This window comes from Reichenbachiella sp., from assembly GCF_033344935.1.
Lineage (GTDB): Bacteria > Bacteroidota > Bacteroidia > Cytophagales > Cyclobacteriaceae > Reichenbachiella.
Genome location: NZ_JAWPMM010000001.1, coordinates 1,395,049 through 1,415,105 on the forward strand (window position 1 = coordinate 1,395,049; position 20,057 = coordinate 1,415,105).

General features: G+C 40.7%; 17 protein-coding genes. 6 read left to right on the forward strand and 11 right to left on the reverse strand.

The annotated features are described in order from the left end of the window. The first annotated feature begins 16 nt into the window (after positions 1–16). Together R8N23_RS05975 and R8N23_RS05980 are read left to right on the forward strand one after the other, a co-directional pair. Entirely contained in the window at positions 17–838 is an 822-nt protein-coding gene (locus R8N23_RS05975; RefSeq protein ID WP_318170658.1) for a protein-glutamate O-methyltransferase CheR, read from the forward strand. 10 nt (positions 839–848) lie between these two features. After that, positions 849–1,211, forward strand: a complete 363-nt coding sequence (locus tag R8N23_RS05980; RefSeq protein ID WP_318170659.1) for a response regulator — start codon at positions 849–851, stop codon at positions 1,209–1,211. 8 nt (positions 1,212–1,219) lie between these two features. On the opposite strand, the gene R8N23_RS05985 is transcribed toward R8N23_RS05980, so the two are convergent. Next, on the reverse strand, positions 1,220–1,930 hold the full coding sequence (locus R8N23_RS05985; RefSeq protein WP_318170660.1) for an NUDIX hydrolase: 711 nt from the start codon (positions 1,928–1,930) through the stop codon (positions 1,220–1,222). Between the two features lie 95 nt (positions 1,931–2,025). On the opposite strand from R8N23_RS05985, the gene R8N23_RS05990 reads away from it, so the two are divergent. Together R8N23_RS05990 and R8N23_RS05995 are read left to right on the forward strand one after the other, a co-directional pair. Then, a complete protein-coding gene (locus tag R8N23_RS05990; RefSeq protein ID WP_318170661.1) occupies positions 2,026–3,186 on the forward strand; it encodes a galactokinase in 1,161 nt (386 codons plus the stop codon). Between the two features lie 7 nt (positions 3,187–3,193). Further along, on the forward strand, positions 3,194–4,240 hold the full coding sequence (locus R8N23_RS05995; protein ID WP_318170662.1) for a UDP-glucose--hexose-1-phosphate uridylyltransferase: 1,047 nt from the start codon (positions 3,194–3,196) through the stop codon (positions 4,238–4,240). On the opposite strand, the gene R8N23_RS06000 is transcribed toward R8N23_RS05995, so the two are convergent. After that, complete coding sequence (locus R8N23_RS06000; RefSeq protein WP_318170663.1) at positions 4,219–5,166, reverse strand: threonine/serine dehydratase; 948 nt, start codon at positions 5,164–5,166, stop codon at positions 4,219–4,221. The two genes, R8N23_RS05995 and R8N23_RS06000, sit on opposite strands and share 22 nt — an antisense overlap. 76 nt (positions 5,167–5,242) lie before the next feature. Then, the gene (locus R8N23_RS06005) at positions 5,243–5,812 is read right to left on the reverse strand and encodes a peptidylprolyl isomerase (RefSeq protein WP_318170664.1); all 570 of its coding nucleotides are present in this window, start codon (positions 5,810–5,812) and stop codon (positions 5,243–5,245) included. Positions 5,813–5,952: 140 nt separating this feature from the next. Between R8N23_RS06005 and R8N23_RS06010 the strand changes: the two genes are divergently transcribed. Next, positions 5,953–7,728, forward strand: a complete 1,776-nt coding sequence (locus R8N23_RS06010; protein ID WP_318170665.1) for a TIR domain-containing protein — start codon at positions 5,953–5,955, stop codon at positions 7,726–7,728. A 135-nt stretch (positions 7,729–7,863) separates the two neighbouring features. Here the strand turns inward: R8N23_RS06010 and R8N23_RS06015 are convergent, their stop codons facing one another. Continuing rightward, positions 7,864–10,743, reverse strand: coding sequence for a DUF4157 domain-containing protein (locus R8N23_RS06015; protein ID WP_318170666.1), 2,880 nt, complete (start codon positions 10,741–10,743; stop codon positions 7,864–7,866). Between the two features lie 226 nt (positions 10,744–10,969). Between R8N23_RS06015 and R8N23_RS06020 the strand changes: the two genes are divergently transcribed. Continuing rightward, complete coding sequence (locus R8N23_RS06020; RefSeq protein WP_318170667.1) at positions 10,970–11,554, forward strand: C-type lectin domain-containing protein; 585 nt, start codon at positions 10,970–10,972, stop codon at positions 11,552–11,554. A 3-nt stretch (positions 11,555–11,557) separates the two neighbouring features. Here the strand turns inward: R8N23_RS06020 and R8N23_RS06025 are convergent, their stop codons facing one another. The 7 genes from R8N23_RS06025 to R8N23_RS06055 all read right to left on the reverse strand — a co-directional run bounded on the left by R8N23_RS06025 (position 11,558) and on the right by R8N23_RS06055 (position 19,962). Next, the gene (locus tag R8N23_RS06025) at positions 11,558–12,628 is read right to left on the reverse strand and encodes a helix-turn-helix transcriptional regulator (RefSeq protein WP_318170668.1); all 1,071 of its coding nucleotides are present in this window, start codon (positions 12,626–12,628) and stop codon (positions 11,558–11,560) included. A 279-nt stretch (positions 12,629–12,907) separates the two neighbouring features. Next, the gene (locus R8N23_RS06030; protein ID WP_318170669.1) at positions 12,908–13,309 is read right to left on the reverse strand and encodes a hypothetical protein; all 402 of its coding nucleotides are present in this window, start codon (positions 13,307–13,309) and stop codon (positions 12,908–12,910) included. Between the two features lie 823 nt (positions 13,310–14,132). Continuing rightward, on the reverse strand, positions 14,133–14,429 hold the full coding sequence (locus R8N23_RS06035; RefSeq protein WP_318170670.1) for a type II toxin-antitoxin system RelE/ParE family toxin: 297 nt from the start codon (positions 14,427–14,429) through the stop codon (positions 14,133–14,135). Next, a complete protein-coding gene (locus R8N23_RS06040) occupies positions 14,422–14,673 on the reverse strand; it encodes a type II toxin-antitoxin system ParD family antitoxin (protein ID WP_318170671.1) in 252 nt (83 codons plus the stop codon). The genes R8N23_RS06035 and R8N23_RS06040 overlap by 8 nt, the downstream gene beginning before the upstream one ends. 847 nt (positions 14,674–15,520) lie before the next feature. Further along, complete coding sequence (locus R8N23_RS06045; protein ID WP_318170672.1) at positions 15,521–16,147, reverse strand: hypothetical protein; 627 nt, start codon at positions 16,145–16,147, stop codon at positions 15,521–15,523. A gap of 330 nt (positions 16,148–16,477) precedes the next feature. Then, positions 16,478–19,054, reverse strand: a complete 2,577-nt coding sequence (locus R8N23_RS06050; RefSeq protein WP_318170673.1) for a DEAD/DEAH box helicase — start codon at positions 19,052–19,054, stop codon at positions 16,478–16,480. Then, positions 19,051–19,962, reverse strand: coding sequence for a DUF1837 domain-containing protein (locus R8N23_RS06055; RefSeq protein WP_318170674.1), 912 nt, complete (start codon positions 19,960–19,962; stop codon positions 19,051–19,053). The genes R8N23_RS06050 and R8N23_RS06055 overlap by 4 nt, the downstream gene beginning before the upstream one ends. Between the last annotated feature and the right edge of the window lie 95 nt (positions 19,963–20,057).

A 20,057-nucleotide genomic window follows, 5' to 3' on the forward strand; every position in this document is an offset into this window, starting at 1 on the left:
GTAAACCACAGCAATAGTGATAGATAGCATATCAGATGAAGAATTAGATGCTTTGATGCAAGCCTTGAAAAACAGGTACGGATTGGATTTCACGAATTATGAAAAAAAATCCTTGAAGAGAAGTATTGTGCGTCTGATGATGAAGCACAAAATGACTTCAATGCTTGAGTTGTGGTCAAAAATCATTAAGGACAAAGAATTTTTTGAAAGAGGTATCGATGACTTATTGGTTAACCTTACTGAACTGTTTAGAAATCCAGATGCTTGGATAGTGATTAAGGAAAAAATATTAGATCACTATAAGACCAAACCAAGACTTAATGTTTGGCATGCAGGATGTTCTACCGGAGAAGAGGTATATACTATGGCTATTGTGCTTGAAGAAAAGGGCTTCCTACATAAGACCAGAGCATTAGCCACCGACTTGAGTGATAGAGCACTAAAAAAGGCCAAGGCAGGGGACTATTCCTTGATCATATTAGAACAGTACCTCAAACCATTTCTTTCTTTTTATCCGAATAGAAAGATGGCAGACTTTTTCGATTTCAATGAATTTCATGCGACTATAAAGCCAGCTTACAAAAGCCATGTGACTTTTGAAAGGCATAATCTGGTTCATGATGGCATGGTAACTAAACACGATATTATTTTTTGTCGAAATGTGATGATTTATTTCGATGAAAAGCTAAAAATACAAGTACTCGAATTATTTCATAAGAGCTTAAATGATGATGGATTTTTAGTCATTGGCTATTATGATATTATGCCTGATGCTGGTAAGGTACTGTTCGAGGTATTTGATGTAAAGACCAGAATTTATAAGAAGAAGAAAATTTAACCATATAGCGATGAGCAAAAAAGTATTGATAGTGGATGACTCAATGTACATGCGTACTTTGATCAAGGATACCCTAAAAGCCGAAGGGTATGAAGTTGTAGGCGAAGCGCCTAATGGAGAGACGGCTATTGATTTGGCCATGGAGCTTTCTCCTGATTTGATTACACTAGATAATATCCTTCCTGATATGATAGGAACAGATATCTTGAAAGTTTTTAAAGATCAGGGCATTAGCTCAAAAGTGATCATGGTGAGTGCGGTAGGTCAGCAGTCTGTGATCAACGAAGGGATAGATTTGGGTGCCTCTGAATACATTGTGAAGCCATTTACATCGGAAGATCTTATAGCAGTGGTTAACAGAGTGGTCAACTGATCGAAATATCAATGAAATAGAATATCGTAGCCTTCGGTTTCTAGTTCCTGATATTTTGTTTTATTGAACTGATAGTGGAAAGCACCTTTTTTGGAAGCTGTCTTGTCTTTGGTATCCAGCTTTTCCAGTAGGCCTGTTGCAAGTATTTTCTTGCGAAAATTTCTGTCATCAATCTCCTTCTGATAAATCTCCTGATAAAGTTTGAACAGTTGAGGAAGGGTGAACTTAGGGGGCAATAAATTAAACCCCACTGGTTTTCTCCGTGCATTATCCTGAAGTTTGGTTAGTGCATCTGAGATGATTTGATTGTGATCAACGACAACTTCAGGGATGTTGTTGACTTCAAACCACCCAGCATCGTGGGTGGCGACCAAGTCCTTTCTGTACTTTTGGAGTTGAATTAGACTGTAGTAAGCTATGGAAATCACACGATCTTCCGGGTCACGGTCTATGGCACTGTAGGTATGAAGTTGTTCGAGATATACACTTTCCAAACCAGTGAAATCTGTCAGTATCCTTGAGGCAGCAGTAACTGCCGATTCCTCGGGCTGAATGAAACTTCCCACCAAGGACCATTGACCAGCAAAAGGCTCAATTTTCCTTTTGAATAGTAATACTTTTAGTTTTTCCTCTTCAGTATCAAATCCAAAAATTACATTATCTACAGCCACCAGTATGGGCTGAGCAACAATATAAGTTGAGGTGCTTTCGTCAGTCATTGATTTCAGATTTGTTGCTAAAATAATAAATGTATGTAATACGGTTGCAATTCAATTTATAAACGTTAAATTTACGTTTATAATTATCGAGCATTATGGTACAAAAGAGGGAGGATATAAAAGACAGATTTGTAGAGGCCTTTGGGTCTGAACCTGAAATATTTCGAGCACCCGGTAGAATCAACATTATTGGAGAGCATACGGACTATAATGATGGATTTGTTTTGCCAGCAGCCATTGATTTAGCTGTTTATGTGTTTATTCAAAAGAGCGGATCTGATCAATCGAAGCTCATCTCGATTGATCTAGACGAATCTTATTTCTTTAATATCAAGGAGGCTTTAGCTCCCGTGGATCAAGGTTGGGTTAATTATTTTCTGGGCGTGATTGATCAGTTGCAAATGGCTGGTCATCAATTAGAAGGATTCAATTTGATGTTTACCAGCGACATTCCCATGGGATCAGGGCTCTCGTCTTCCGCAGCTTTAGAATGTGGTTTCGGTCAGGCTTTGATAGACTTATTTGATCTAAATATTCCGAAAATGGATCTGGCTAAAATGGGTCAGGCTGCAGAGCACAAGTTTGCAGGCGTCAAGTGTGGCATTATGGATCAGTTTGCTAGTTGCATGGGCAAGGATGGTCATGTGGTTCGACTGGACTGCAGAAGCCTAGAGTTCGAATACTACCCGGCTGACTTCAAAGCATACGACCTGGTGCTATTTGATTCCAATGTCAAACATAATTTGGCCGATTCTCAGTACAACATTCGTCGGGCCCAATGCGAAGAGGGAGTGAAAGCACTTCAATCTGTGAACCCTGATATCACCTCATTAAGAGAGGCTAATTTGGAGGATTTGGCAGAAGCACAAGCCTCCATGGAAGAAGTGGTCTATCGCAGATGCAAGTATGCGATTGAAGAGAATATTAGAGTACAAGCCGTATGCGAGGCCTTGCAGGCTGGTGAGATAGAAAAAGTAGGGCAAATTATGCTCGAAACGCATCATGGACTAAGTAAAGATTATGAAGTCAGTTGTAAGGAGCTGGATACACTTATTGAAATTGCGACAAACTGTGAAGGACATATCGGTGGACGAATGATGGGCGGGGGCTTTGGCGGATGCACCATCAATTTGATTAGGAAGGATAAAGTAGATAAGGTTATTAGTCAGGTAGTAGATGGCTATAAAAAGGCGCTTGGAATAGATGCCAAAGTATATCGCGTAGCGATAGCGGACGGAGTAGGACGGTTAAAATAAAAGTCAAATGAAATTTAATGCAAACGATCACTCGCACAGGCGATTGAATATATTGACTGGCGAATGGGTGCAAGTATCGCCGCACCGTTCCAAAAGACCCTGGCAAGGACAAGTAGAGAAGTTGTCGGTGGATCGACGACCGGAGTATGACGACAAATGTTACCTATGTCCGACTAATGAACGGATAGGAGGCGAGCTCAATCCAGATTACAAAGATGTTTTCGCCTTCACCAATGATTTTGCCGCCTTGCAATCGGACATTCCATCCGGCGGAGTAGAAAATGGATTGATGCAGTCCAAGAGCGAACGAGGGCTTTGTAAAGTGATCTGTTTTTCTCCTCGTCATGATTTGACCATACCCGAAATGGAAACAGGTCAAATTAAACTAGTCGTAGATTTGTGGATCGATCAGTGCCATGAAATTGGTGCATTAGATTTTATCAATCACATTCAGATTTTTGAAAATAAAGGGGCTGTAATGGGATGCTCTAATCCTCATCCGCATGGGCAAATCTGGGCGCAAGAATCTGTACCTGTGGAGCCAGCCAAAAAGCAAGCGCAACAATTGGCTTATTTTGAAAAAACAGGAGGCAACTTGCTGTTGGACTATTTGTCTCAGGAAACAGAATTACAGGAAAGAATCATCTTCGAAAATGATCATATGGTGGTACTGGTGCCGTTTTGGGCGGTATGGCCTTACGAGGCAATGATTATTCCTAAAAGAAAAATGTCCAGAATCATCGGAATGAATGATGAGGAACGAGTGGCATTGGCAGAAGCTTATCGCTATTTAACCATTAAATACGACAACTTATTCGAGACGTCTTTTCCTTATTCTGCTGGAATTCATCAGGCACCATACGATGGAGTACCTCATGAAGAATGGCAATGGCATATGACTTTTTATCCACCGTTGCTTAGATCTGCCACTGTCAAGAAGTTTATGGTTGGGTATGAAATGCTAGGCAACCCACAGCGCGACATTACACCAGAGTTTGCAGCTCAGCGAATCAAGGAGCAATCTGAAATGCACTACTTATCCAGAATGGATTGAAACTTGTCGAATGACATGTTTCGCCCTGTCAGGATGGTGCACACAGATTTGAATTTTTTAAAATGTTCTGGATACTTTCTAATGGCAGCTAATCCGACTACAGCTGAAGGTTCTACATAATGCTTGTGCGCTTTGAGTAACCACAACAAACTGTCCCGAATTTCCTCTTCGCTGACTACGAAAAAGTCGTCTACCAATTCTTCAATGTAAGGCCAGGTGATGGAATCTTCTTCAACTTCGGCGCCAATTCCCTCGGCAATAGAAGGTTGCATGATCAACTCTTTAGGATATGTTTTGTGTTTAAACCACTCCGCTAAAAAAGGCGCATTTTCTTGTTGTACCCCATAGATTTTAATGTCAGGGTTGATAGCTTTCAACAAAATACCCATGCCGGCGATATATCCACCGCCACCGACGCCACAGACCAGACAATCCATATTTGGTAACTGCTCTAGCAATTCTACGGCGATCGTTCCGCCGCCTTCTACCATTTCAGTATCGTTGAAAGCCGAAACAAAAACATAATTGTTAGCCGCTTCTAGCGCCTTAGCTTTGGCTCGAGCTTCAGGCACAGTATCAAAAAATTGGATGGCCGCCCCATTGGCTTCAATATCTTTGATTCGATCGCTGTCGGCAGTCTTAGGCATCAGGATATGTACTTTGGCTCCTAATTGGTTTGCTGCATAGGACAAACCGACCCCATGCCCGCCGGCAGTAGGGGCAACAAACTCTTCTGTAGGATTCTTGAGTATCTTATTGAATCCACCTCTTGGCTTGAAACTTCCAGATACTTGCAAGTTTTCCAATTTGAAGTGTACGTTTATTCCAAATTCTTGCTGAAGTGCCTGAGCGTATTCTACTGGTGTTTCCCTGATATATGGTGCAATTCTTTCCTTGGCTTTGAGGATGTCTGTGGGTTTGATCATAGTTATTGAGTAAACCTCAAAATTGAAGGTTATAAACTTGAACCTACCTCAATAACCTTGAAAAGAATTGATCCAATTAATCAATTCTTGTGATGTTAAGGATTTTAATGGGTTCAATCAGGTATTGATCGTCTTCCTCTTGCTCCTGGATCTTTTTTACTACATCCATGCCTTTGGTTACCTGACCAAAGGCCGCAAAGCCCTGCCCATCCGGATTTCTGGCTCCACCAAAATCCAGCGAAGGCTGCTCACCGATGCATATGAAAAAACTGCAAGTGGCTGAATTGGGCGTGTCTCTGGCCATGGACAATGTGCCATCTTTGTGTAGTAATCCGGTTTGCTCGGTGGTTTCAATGGCTACAGGGTCCATTTCTTTTTCTGTTGGCAGATCTCCGCCCTGTATGACTTCTATTCGAACGTCTCGTTCTGCTTCGTTTTCGGGTGTGCAAGTCCGAAAAAAGCTGGAATTCGCATACAAACCGGCATCCACATACTTCAAGAAATTCGCTACGGTGTTAGGCGCTTTTTCCGGATACAGTTCTACTTCGATTGCTCCGAGTGAGGTTTCTATTTTGCATTGGGTAGTTTTTTCGACGCATCGAATCTGGAATAGGGAAAGTAAACAAAGAGCAAAGGTTAGTCGCATATCTTTTATGATAAAAGTTGGTTTTTTTCTAACGAAAAGATAAGTGATAATATTTATTTGTTTTGGCCTCAGATGCTAAATTGCTCAGTAATTATCCTAATTAATCTTTATATTCAATTTTAGAATACAACTTCTTGACCTTGAGCGAAATATTCATTAGCTATATTCCAGAAGACAAACGCCGGGCCCGCCAATTGGCAGAGGTGCTCGACGAGTTTGGCTGGTCGGTTTGGTGGGAGTCTGCCATTGCTGATGACGAACATTTTGACGCTCAAATCCAATCTGCTTTGAAAGGCGCAGATTGTATCATTGTACTCTGGTCTCCGAATGCCATCAATAATGAAATCATTTTGGAGCAGGCTCAGCTAGGGGTGAAGAAGAAAAATCTGGTTTCTCTGACCTACGACGAGGTACAGAAGGAGCACCCCTTACCATCAGATAACTATACCAATCTGTCGCATTGGAATGGTGATACTGCCGATAAGAACATTCGAATTCTGTTAAGCGATATTTATGACCTGATTGGTCATCCGCCACAAAAAACCAGAGATAAGACATTTAGGAATCTGGTCACCTTTGTGTCTGTTATGCTTTTGGTCGTATGGAGTACTTTTATTTTGTCCATTCAGTATAAAAATAAAACCCAGGAAGCCAGGGACTGGGAAATGTACCTATCTGAAAACAAAAGCGAAGGGTACAAGGCATATTTAAAACTCTACCCAGAGGGAAAACACGTTCGAACGGCTGCATTCAAAGTAGATAGTCTGCACGAGGCTGAAAGTTGGGAAAAGGCACTAATCGCTAATTCAGTGGCAGTTTTGGAAGCCTACATCCAGGAAAACCCTAAGGGGACGTATAAGGATGCGGCTTTTGCCCGAATCGCTGAACTGAAGGATGAAGCAGCCTGGCAGGAAGCCAGTGAAGAAAACACGGTGGTAAGTTACAAGGTGTACCTCAGGCTTTCGCCTAATGGCAAGTTTGCCAACGAAGCTGAAAAAATCATTACCGAACGCACGAGACCCAAAGTCGTAGCTAAGGCAAAACCAGTGGAGCCTAGTTATCTGCTACAAACCTTCTCTGCACCCAAAGAAGTGCTGAGTGTGGCTGTGGCACCTAATGGCCGACGTATTCTCACCAAGGGCTGGGACAATACCGCCTGGCTCTGGGATCTGAATGGTAACCTGATCGAAGAACTCAAAGGGCACACCGACTGGTTGACCTCTGTCGCTTTTTCACCCAATGGTAATCGTATGGCTACTGGCTCTTGGGATAAAACGGCCAAATTGTATGATGTCAATGGACGTATGCTTCGTGAATTCAACGGACACACGTTTCATGTGAGCGATGTGACTTTCTCTCCTGATGGAGAATATCTGGCGACGGCTTCCTTCGACAAAACAGCCAGATTGTATAAACTGGATGGCACTTTCGTGCAATCTTTTCAAGGACACAGAGAGTGGGTCAACGCAGTAGCCTTCTCACCAGATGGCAAACATATACTGACAGCTTCCAATGATCATACCGCTCGCATGTGGGACATGAAGGGCAATATGGTCGCTGAGTTTTCTGGCCACATTCATTGGGTGACTTCCGTGGCTTTTTCTCCAGATGGTAAGTTTATCATTACTGGTTCTAAGGACAAGACGGCCAGAATCTGGAGACTGAAAGACCGTAAAAACAAGAAGCTTATCGGTCATACCAAACCTGTCAATGCAGTGGCCTTCTCTCCGGATGGCCAAAAGGTAGTCACCGCATCAGCCGATCACACGGCTATCCTTTGGACCCTCAATGGCAAAGAGCTCCGAAGATACACCAAACACAAAGGCCAAATCAATGATGTGGCTTTTACCCCAGATGGTAGCAAAATCCTAACCGGTTCCAGCGATCGTACGGCTAGGCTTTGGGAGGTGCAGTAAAACTTTAGTATATGCTGGTCTAATATAATAATTGAATATAACGTATACGCTGAACTGCGTTTGAATTATGTTTAGATTGAGTTACAGGTTTACTAGTTTCATAGCTTAGTGACTACCTGTATTGTGGATATATGGTTAGCTGCTCGGTGGTACATAATGTCCCGACAGTTCTTCCGACGAACCGAAGAGTGCAAGATTAATTTGTACTGTTCCGCCCTCGCACAAATTTAATCGCAAAGGTGTTGCTTCATGCCCATACTCGGCAATATAAAGGGTCACCCCATATTTTGCTACACCCGCCGGAAGGGTTATGTTGATTTTGTCAATTAGTTTTTTAATATCTACCCAATCAACATGCTGATCAAATGTGAGACCGACTGCCGCTGCGGCTGCTTCTAATCGAGCCTTCTCTATTCCCTGATGAATCAAACTGTCCCACAAGCACTCCCCACCATCTCGAATACCAGCTGTATTGGCACGAAAAATGAACCCACCGGCATGAATGGCATCATCATGGCTGAGCTCTGCTCTGCCAGCCGTGATGGAGGGACTCCCTCCTTGCGCTTGTTTTCCTCCAACAATGGCAGTTGCTGTTTCGCTACTTTGGGAAGTTGCTGCTGCCGATCCTTCATTTTGACACATAAACATAAACTGATGAATGATTTCCTGATGAATCTTCATCAGTTGCCCGCGATTTTCAAAAATAAACCACCTCATTAATCCGTGGTCGAGAAGTTTGTTGATTTCATCGGGCGTTTCTGCTTTCATAGTGGCAGGAGCTTGTGCTGGTTCGATGTCATGTGGATTCATCAATGCCCGACAAAGTGGGATCTTGATTTGGTCCGCATCTACTTTCACATGTTGCCGGGACATACCTGAACTACTGATCATTACAGCGAGTTTCGTTATGTAGGTTTGCTCTTCCTCAAACATTGCCTCAATCTGCGAAGCTAAAAAAGCTCGAACGGAATGTGTTTTACTGGCGGGTTTCACCTGAAAACGGCCACTATCTGTAGGTGTGGCCAGATTTGGTCTGTAGGTAGTTACTTTTTCTTTTTCATGGACCTGGCGAATAGTGTTTCTTAGGTCAACTCCTTCTCGTTTTGCCGTTCCCCAAGAAGGTATGCGGCGACTGTGAGTATCCTCCATTCCGGTCATCATGCTCAAAGCAGTTGGTTTGCCTGGTCTTGCAGCCAAGAAAACCATATTTGGTTCGGTAGGATAAATCAATTCTGAATTGATGGAATGAATCATCATACGAAACTGCGCATCCAACTGATTGGCCAACAACGTGAGTCTATGTTCGGGAATGTTCATATCCAAATCACCACCTCCATGTGCTGTTTTTTCATCAAATCGGTATCCTCCCACCATCAGTTCTGGATGACCGGCTTTTTCCAGTTCATCCGAATAACCCTGTAGCAAAGTTCTTTTAACTCCTTTTTGCTGTTCGGAGGTACGAAATGAGGGTGCATCCGCATCCGAGTTAAAAATATACACGTGCTTGCCATGTGCATGAAATTCATCCACACATCTACGATTTTCCGGAGACTCTAGTAATTTGGTTCGAAGCAACCCGTAGGGAATTGCGTTGCTAGCTCCTCCTATGAAGCTCTTTTCATATTGATGAACACGCTGGTTAAAAACTACTGAAGCCTCTGCTAACAGCCTATCATTATCTGCCGCCTTTTCCTTAATGAACGCCAATTGCTCATTCATACACTCCTTGACTTCATCCAGTCCCTGATCCTCTCCCCAATTCATCCCCCAGGTATACCGAATAACCGTAACGGGAAACGGCACTACGGAGGGAAGTTTGCATGCAAGTAGCTGCTCAGCTCCCGTACCATGAACAGACTCTAACAGATTCAAACCAATAACCATAGCAAAAGGAATTTCAGGCGTCACCAATTCGCTGTATCGCTTAAGCACAGCAGCAAGGTCGGTTGGCGTGGTGATCAAATTTGCCACATATGCAATTCTATCGGTTCGTGCAGCGGCTGCTTGTAGATTTCCTGCATGTTCCGGTGGTCCCACAGATTTAATCAAAGCGGGATTTGGTTTGTGATGTACCACCTTACACATATGTCGAAACCTGCGCATCGCTTCTGTCGCCAGACTATCGGGAGTTATAGCCGCAATGGCGGCGGCGGCAGCAGTCTCAGCCGATGCCTGTCTAATTTGCTTTACCTCTGCCTTCAGCCTGGCTTCATCTTCAGGAGACATTGATCCGGCTCTCTTTCCAATCTGAACGTTAATTAAAGTGTCTGCCATGGAAGCAGGCAACCTCATTTTTCTCGCCTCAGCTTCAGCCCAAGTCACTAACTCTTGCGCTGTGGACCAGGCAGGTGTGCTTCCACCACCTCCGCCTCCTTTTTTTTCGCTTTTTTTCTTCGGTGGCATCAACTGGGCTACACTTGAACCCTGAGGTGCTGTTTTGCTAGTCAGATGGCCAGCAGTATTGTTTTCGTTGGATAAATTCGAAGCCTTTTCTCCCATGACATCCGCCTCTTTTTCCAAACCAGTATCATTATTAATATGCACACCACTTTTCGTTTGAATTGTGGGCTTCACTCTTCCTTGCTTTTGTTGAACTACATGCCAAGCTTCATGAGGGAGATGTTTTTTTTGACCAGGCCCTAAATGGATGTCAGTTCCCTGAGCGAAAGCATGCGCTTGTAGTTGGGCAGGTTTTGCAGAGTTAATATGCACTTTTACATCACTCATGGAGTAACCCGAAAGCTTTTCTATTCCTATTTTTAAATTATCAGGTAAACCAGTATTGTTCTTATTTTTTTGGATTGGTTGTCGTTGCCTACTGGATTGGTTGTCAGTTGTCGCTTGGAATTGAGTCACTTTATTCTTAGCGATCTCTTGCAGTTTCCTTTGAGCTACAGCTTCAGGTCTATTATCCGTAAACTGAAAAGTAGGCTCTCTAACGTGCTTCACTTTAGAATCGGCTGCAGGCACCGATTGGCGTTTGTTCTCTTTAGTATTGTCAGCGTAAGTATTCAAATATACTTTTTGCTTTATACCCAAAATACTTAAATGTTACCCTATTCTTTTAATTAATTACCCAGATTCAATAATGAAGCTCAGTGTCTTTCATATACTATGAAGCTCTGCCGCTCGATTCAGCTCTTAAAAAAACGAAATATTATTTGTTCGAGTTTCCAAAAACGAACTGAGACGAAGGATCTCGAAGCTAAAATTGTTCAAAAAAACAATAATAACTATGACTATGAACAATTTACGACTTATTACAATGGCGCTTTTAATGGCAATGATTTCATGCTCTGATGATGACGAGAGCGAACAACAAGATGATGGAAATTCTACTATAGAAAGCTATTCTTTTACGTATAACGAAACTGAGTACGAGGTGATTCTAGAGAAGATGTCATGGAAGGAGGCCGCAGCGTACGCTAAAGAAAATGGAGGGTACTTAGCTGAAATTAATTCACAAGAAGAGCAAAACACCCTGTTCACAGAACTCTCGAAGAATGCGGGAATAACGCTGACAAGAACCACGGCTAGCGATGGAGGAGGAGCTTCTTATGTATGGATCGGAGGAAATGATATGGGCACGGAAGGGAAATGGATGTGGGATGGAAGCAATGCTGGTAGTGGCACTCAGTTTTGGCAAGGATTAGCCGATGGCGCGACTGTCGGAGGGCTATATAACAACTGGGGTGATGAGCCTGATGATTTTGAGGGAAATCAAGATGCCTTAGGGTTCGCACTTACCGATTGGCCATTAGGTGTGGCTGGAGAATGGAATGATTTGCGCGATTCCAACAGGCTTTACTTTCTTATCGAATACTAAAAATTAATCTGCAAGTTTTTGATACTTGAGGGGTGTCACCCCGGTACGTTTCTTAAACTCAGTATAGAAAGAAGATCTTGAATTAAACCCTGCCGAGTACATGATCTGTTCGATGGTGTGCTTGGCAGGGTTTTGTTCGCTCAACTCTTCTAAGACATAATTTATTCGATAGTCATTTACATATTCAAAAAATGACTTCTGATTGACGGTGTTTATTGCTTTTGAAATCAAATAGGGTTTATGATTAGTTAAATCGCCAAGTGAATTGATACTCAAATCGGATTTCTTAAACAGCTTGGCATTTTGCATGAAGTTGTCTACCTCGTTAAGGATCAGCTTATACACCGGATCATTGTCTAATCGGCTACCACCATTTTTAGGGAAATGAGCAGACTTAATGACTGTGAGTATCAAGAGAAAAGCCAAATAACCAACTACTGATCCGCTGATTATCCCAAAGAAAACCAGATAGGTCTGATTATCGATTGGATCAAAATAAAGAAGGATGGTAATAACAATTCGAATGACTACCACAGCTAAGCATCCATAGATAAGCAGGGACTCCCATAGACGCATACCCTCTACTGATTGGTGCCCTCTAAAGCATTGGATAGCTTTCCAAATATAGTATAGTTGATACACCATAATGGCTTGAAAGTAAGGCTTCCAGTGCTGGTTCAACCATTCCACAAAAGCGAATTCATTGAATATTGATATAATTGATAGAACAACCACTGGATAGATGATCCGCTTCATCCTTTTTTCTGAAACATTAATATTTGAATTGGCTAACGCAAACAGATAAATTAACGGACCCCAAAACCACATGCCTTGAAAAGTAAAATTCCGAATCCATAAGATGTCGCCGTTTTGTAGTGTGGTCAGGATGTTTGAGATCACATAAAAACCCCAACTAAAAAAATACCAACCCAAAAAAGTGAATTTTTGGTGAAACTTACCCTTCTGGATCAGAGCAGCTCCTAGTAGCAAAGCAAAGAAGATAACATTGAGATTGATCAGTAGTTTAGGCAAGGCTTCCATAAAGTATATTTTTCCGACTTTTTTGTACAACATTTTAAAAAGTCAAAAACCGTATACTTGGTAATCCCATTTTTTAACTTGTTTGGAGGTCTTTGATGTGTGGAAATGTTTCTTTCCCTGGACTGTAGCGTCCGCTAAGACCCAAAACAAATAGTGGACCCGATTGATCAAGATCAGATTGAAAAAATTTCCCTTGATGTATCATTCGGGCGGACGCCCTTTCTCAAGCTTGGTCGTAGAACCGCTGGCGCTTAATCTACGACCAAGGGGTGGTGTGAGAGGCACACTGGTGGTCGAAAGACCGTCAGCCGTCTACTCGATTGTGTGCTCGTTATCTTTTGCTTTTAATACTATCCAAATTAGAATTGATAAAGCCAGTGTGAGTATTGAAAAGGATTTTTCTAAAGCCGTTTCTGCGAATAAATTTCCAATTGTATTCAACCCAAAAAGGATGAGAAATATCCAGAGTATTACGTTCACAACACTTAAACGAATTATCGGTTTTAGGTAGTTTCCCTTGATGAGCAGTGTAGTGCCTAACAAGAGATTAATTACGATAGAAATCAATTCGAAAACGTACATTTCAGAATCAGTTTTCAAGCGCCCTCCCCAAGTTATTTCGTAAGGAATTATTTTAAAGAGAATACTAAAGTGAAATATAGTTAAAGCAACTACTATGGATAGTATTATTTTTATTGCGGTTCCTGATTTCATTATTCTAATTGTTTCATTTCTATGACACACTTTCAGTATATGCATAGTAGATGATTGCGGGCTTCAAACCTATCAAACTGAAACGATTTTCAAGCGGGCTACAACCGTTGAGTTTACTACTATTTCGCCTATTTTGTATATACATTGTGTGTGCCCAGCATGGGCATCTGGTATCGAAGATACCAAATTATTCCAGAGGGTGTAAGTCCCTTGTGTGCGGGAGTCGTGTCCCGAAGCACTAGCAAGTCGCAAGCTGGTTTACCGTGAGGTATGCAGTGAAGGAAGCGAGACTGCAAAGCCCGGTTCCAACGAATAGGACCGGGTCGCCGGGCGACTGGATACAGAGGCTGTACAGGTCGGATGAGGTAGCACATCATACTGACGTCCAAAGGGTGGGTAACCACCAAGTACCCTTCAGGTAGATCCAGTGGATATTGGGTGAAGGAATATGCTCTTATCTGGGGAGATCTCGGATTCCACGAGTTGGGAACTGAGAAGTCAGCCGAGGTCATAGTACCAATTAGCAAAGAGCTGTCACCGCAAAGGATTAGACGGAGACCTCACAAGATTGGGAAGGACCGAACGTATTGTGAAGCGAAAATTCGCATAGGAATACCTTGGTATAGCCTATGCTTAAAAGTAGCGGAAAGATGTGTCGGTGTAAAGAGCGATACATTATGCTTTACGAACCGCCGTATACCAGAACCGCTTGGCCTGTCCTGACGAAGGAAGGATCTGGTGGTGTGCCCCGAAGGGATGCCTATGGCAAGAGGCGCACCCCATCAGTTATCGCTGGTGGGGCCGTCTACTCGATTATATGGATTTATTTCAGGTGACGCTTCAAATCCATTCTTTCGTGTAGGATTCTTACTACTTCAATTTCATCTGCTGAGGCCTCATGATAAAAAATAATATGTTTGTTAATACTGTAGCCTAAAACTTTGGATGATATTTCCTCATATGTTTTGCCAAGGCTGGGTTTGTTCGAAATGTCTATACAAGCTGACTTAATTGCTTGATAGTATTTATCTGCTTGGTTTTCAGACCATGTTTCAGAGGTGTATTCCCAAATATCGGTAAGGTCATTGATGGCTTCCTGCCTCAAAACGAGTCTAGCCATTTTTTACTCGATTAGCTTTCAGTGACGATAGGTGTTGATCAAAGTCAAAGCTTTCTACTCTTGGGCTCTCCAGCCCTTTTTGAATAGCCGACTTTAGGGCGTTGACTTTTCTTTCTTCTTCTTCAAGTAGCCTGAGTCCAGCTCGAATAACTTCACTCACGTTCTTGTATCTACCGTTTGAAATGCTATGTTGAACAAATTCATCGAAATAGTTCCCTAGCGATATGGATGTGTTCTTACTCATACTCAAAAGTACCAATAAATGGTATAATATACAAGATCACTCCTTCCATATAACGATCAGCTAAAACTCGTAGGCTGACCATTTGTTAATTTCATTAAAAATATCGGATTCAAATGCTCTTTGCAAGTAGCTCACAAGCCTATGGATTTTTAGCATCTGTGTGTGCCCGGCATGGGCATCTGGTATCTAAGATACCAAAATTATTCCAGAGGGTGCGGAGAAATCCAAGTCCCTTGTGTGCGGGAGTCGTGTCCCGAAGCACTAGCAAGTCGCAAGCTGGTTTACCGTGAGGTTTACACTGAAGGAAGCGAGACTGCAAAGCCCGGTTCCAACGAACAGGACCGGGTCGCCGGGCGACTGGATACAGAGGCCGGTAGGATCGGATGAGGTAGCACATCATACTGACGTCCAAAGGGTGAGTAACCACCAAGTACCTTGCAGGTAGATCCAGTGGATATTGGGTGAAGGAATATGCTCTTACCTGGGGAGATCTCGGATTCCACGAGTTGGGACTGAGAAGTCAGCCGAGGTCATAGTACCAATTAGCAAAGAGCTGTCACCGCAAAGGATTAGACGGAGACCTCACAAGATTGGGAAGGACCGAACGTATTGTGAAGCGAAAATTCGCATAGGAATACCTTGGTATAGCCTATGCTTAAAAGTAGCGGAAAGATGTGTCGGTGTAAAGAGCGATACATTATGCTTTACGAACCGCCGTATACCAGAACCGCTTGGCCTGTCCTGACGAAGGAAGGATCTGGTGGTGTGCCCTGAAGTGATGCCTATGGCAAGAGACGCACCCCATCAGTTATCGCTGGTGGGGCGTCTACTCGATTGTAGAGTGTTTTTATTGAAGTCCTTTAAGACTGGAAAGTATTTTTATCCATTCACTGCCAATCAAATAGTTCATTAGACACAAAAGAGCGGAAATGAATAAAATCAGTTGTAGAGGAAGGTATTTGAAAACTCTTGATTTTAGATACTTATTAGTCTTAATCCGATCTTCAAATTTCTTTATAGTGGGAATTAGGCTTAATATGAGGCTGAAAAAAGTAATTAGTACAAAGACTATCAATGCAATAAATGTTAAATCAAAGCTTTCAGCTTGATAAACATCAATTCCAAAAGGCCCACCGCCCTCAACAAGTTTTCGAGGTTGCATGTTTAAGAATACTATTCCTCCATGTCCAGTTACGCTATTCCATATATTTTCTTTTTCGGATATATCTACATTACTTATAGTGGATCTTAGTTGTAACGTGAAAAATAGATGAATAACCGTCCAAACAACTATGGCCAAAGAATAATACAAAATCGGAATCTTGACGCCCAAAAGCTTAATTGGGATTACTTCATCCTCGTTTTCTTGATGTGTTGGTAAGAATTTCTTGATGATGACTATAAAACCAAGAAATATACCGGACAGAATTGTCCAGTTTATTAAGCTAGTGACAAAAAGAACTGATTTATCCATATGTTGGTTCTAATCCATAAAGAAAACGAATAATTACTATTAGAAGCCAAATTTCACCTGCCAAAAGAGCCAAACCTAGGAGCCTTTCTCCAAAACTTGATTCTGAACTGAATAGAAGGTTCAATGGGAAAAATATGATTGGAATAATTCCGCTTAAGATCGGAATTCCAAATATTATTATTAACAAAATAGTTAAAACAACTCCCATATCTTTTAACAATTATTGATTGTAGTTTGCATCAATACTCTACAACGGCTCCGCTATGAAACGTGTCCCGAAGGGCATGTTTTTATAGCGATTGTTGTGCCTTCCTTGTTTTATTTATTTGTTTAGAAAAGAATCGAACTGATTTCATCATATTCTATTTCTTCTTTGTTTAATCTACTCTTTAATCTCTTAATATTGATTTCAATGAGTTTGTCACCTTCAATTTTTAAGCAGTCTTTATATTTCTTAAAAATATAGTCTGCTGTGTGTCTTGAAAGTCCATAATTCTGTAAAGCGATTACGATAGTGTTTTGTGTTCCATATTCTAAAAATGTTGCCCAGTTTACACCTGCATTATCTTCTCCCAAAATTTCTACAAGCATGGCATAGTAGTTATTGAAGTATTTTTCGAAAAGAAATCGAAGAACACTTTCAATATCATCGATGATGTTACCAATAAGAACATTGATATGTTGTTTACTATTGTCGAACACCTCATAAGTTGGTTTCCCATTTTTATAACCGACCATCAATGTGCTGCCTTTGCGGATGTAATAAGCAATAGATTCATTGATGATTTGGCTCAATGATATTCCATTGATCCATTGATTCATCAGGACAGCATAATAGTCAAGTTGCTTTTCAGATTTGAATCGTTTTTCCTCTGTTGACCAATGAAACATTGAGTAGCATTTATGAAGCCATTCTTGGCATATTTCATAAGTAACCCTGCTTGGCAATTTGATGGCAGATGGATTCTTGGCTTGCTTTTTCAAAGCAATAAAGACCTCATTCTGAATATTTAGTTTGATTGAATTATTAGTATTTAATACGCTAGAAGGAACTTCTACTTTGGTTGTTTTCTCTTTTGCTAATTCAATTATTGCTTCCTTATTTTCAGCAATCAGTTTTTGGATAATTTCACTTCTATAGTTACTTCGTTGAATCTCAAGAGTATCTATATTGATGATATTAGCTATATATTCTAAAATCTCTTTCATTATACCTGACTCAAATTTTACATCAGGTTTTTCTTGAAGAATTTGTTCAATCTTCTTTAGTCTTTTATCAATATAACTTTCAACTGAGGGGTTCAGTTTAATATCGATTTCTTTTGCCAAAAGATCCTCATGTTTTTTCCACTCTTTTTCAGTTTCTTTCAGACAGATAATATTTCCGGATAATTCTAATTTTAAGCGACCTGCTCTGCCAGCTAGATTCCAAAAGTCGATTGGCTTAAAAAATGAATTTCCATGTACCCTGTTATTTAGGATAAAAACATTTTTAGCAGGCAGATTTACACCCTCTAAAAGGGTCGAAGTACAAAACACGAAGTTGATTTCACGCTCTTTAAAAAGTCCTTCAACTTTGTTTCTTATTATTTGCGGAAGATTACCATAGTGATAGCCAATCCCCCTATTCAGAAACTCGCCCAAGAAGTAATCTTTATGGATGTAAGATTTGATTTGGCGAATAACCTTTTTTACGGTTCTGGAAACTTCAATCTGTTTGTCTTTATTTCGCTCAAATAGTTTGGAAGCTTTATCAACTGCATCAAATCTTGAACTACAATACACAATGTTGCTTTCATCGTCACCTATTGCAGAAAGCAAATCATAAATCGTTTCTGACTTTGTTACGATTAAGGGTTCAAATAAATAATGACCATCATCCAAGTAATGGGTGACCTTCTTTTCAACCAAATCAACAAAAAACAGATTTTGTGAAACTGGTGTTTCTATGGTTCTAAAAAATTGCTTTTCGTCTTTCTTAAATAATTTCAGAAAGACTTCAGGATTCGAAACATTAGGAGAAGAGAAATATAAATTAAGGTTGGGATTTCTCCTTAGTGCCTTTGAAATGGCTGAATATGCGGTTACTGCTCGACTGTCTTTTTCTGCTGCCAGTTTATGCGCTTCATCTATGAATAAATAAGCAATGGGAGGATTATTTTTTTGGGATAGATAACTCAAAAGCCTTTCAGGAGTTAGCACAAAAATATAGTGATGTTCTGTTGATGGTAACTCAGAAACATTGGAGTTGGTAACTACAGAGTAGTTGTAATGATCCAAAACCTCTTTGAGTTCTTTGTTGAGGTCTATAGAAAACTGGTTAATCAAAGCCCTAGTCGGAACCATGATGACAATATTCTCAGGCGGTTTGTTGCCTACTACTTTTCTAATAAAGGATTTAATGATAAACGATTTGCCCATTGAAGTCGGGCCTGAAAAGCTAAAATGTTTCGAGCCGCTAATCTTCTTATATAGTTCAAATTGTGAATCGGTAAAAATTAAATCTTCGGTATCGGGAACGGCTTGTATAAACTCCTTGACCTTCTTTTCAAGTTCCCTGTCAAAGGGTAATTCAGAACTGTTGTTTTCATTCTGCAAAAACTCAATTCCGGGAAAGTTGCCCAATTTTGCCAATACAGAATGTGAGAAGGTCTGGTAATAAGGATTTGCTTTGTAATCCTCATTGAGCAGGGTGATAAGTTGGTAGGCTTTGTTTCTTGCTTTTGGGTTTTTGGAATTTGAAAGTATATCGGCAAAGCGAAGCGTGTCATTCAATTCCTTTTCGGTCAATTTTATACTTCTACCATTTTCCGAAAATAAATTATTAGCCAATAGTTTTGCCGCTTTATTATTGAGCTTAATAAAGTATTCATCTTGCAAAACATCATTGGCTAAGCGTTCTATCATTCTTCAGCTCTTGTTATTTTTTTGATGATTTCTTTTCGCGTTTCATCCAGTTTCATGAATGGAAAAACATAAACGTAGAACGTGTAACTGAATAGTTCGAATTCATCAATCTTCTTTTTGATGTGGCTCATTTTGCCCTCTACTTCGTCTTTTATTTTGGACTTAATCAAAGCCAAAAATTTATCGTTGCTCAACCGTTTTTCTTCATCGGTTGGGTCAATCTCAAAACCAGCGAAAATGGCAAAGGCATTGTTCTTTTCAATAGGGTCGGTATCGCTAGCCTTTGGCATGATAACAGATTTTAAAAATTGATAAAGGTCTTCATCAAATGCCTCTTTACATAATTGCGAATTGATCAAGCCAATTTCATCATGGATGTTATTCTTTTTTCTTGTTCGAAAATCATGGATTGATTCAAATGCTTTCGTCAATGATGTTGTCAGTTCTTGATATAGTTTTGATTCTCCAAAAATGAGCTGATAGTTTTTTGGTGCTAATTCAAGTAAATGAATGCCATCTGAACCTTTAGCATAATCGTTTGACGAAAGTTTGATTTCTAATTTTGTCAGAATTTTAGGTGCTTTAAGATGTGCTTCAAGAAATGAAAACAGAAGCAGTTCCCCTGCTTCTCCGTCATTGACAGTATGTTCTCTAAATTTTCTGGACGCTTTTTTTACCAAGCCATAAATTTTACCACTGCTTTTTAAATCCAGTATTTCCTTACGTGAAAGGGCAAAAGGAATCATACTTTCTCCCAGCTGATCAATCAGTTCATCATAACAAAACTGGTTATTCTCAATTCTAAGAATATGCAGGTTGAGTTTTGAATTAGTATCAGGAATATCACATTCAATCTCTTTGTAAAAGAGGTCTAAGAATTTTTCGCTTATGCTCGGTTTAAAATCCATTAATGTTTCGTACTATGTGTTCTATTCAATGAGGCACAACGGTCTCGGCTATGAGTAGTTGCGTAGTTTAGCACTTAACTTTGCAAGTACACACC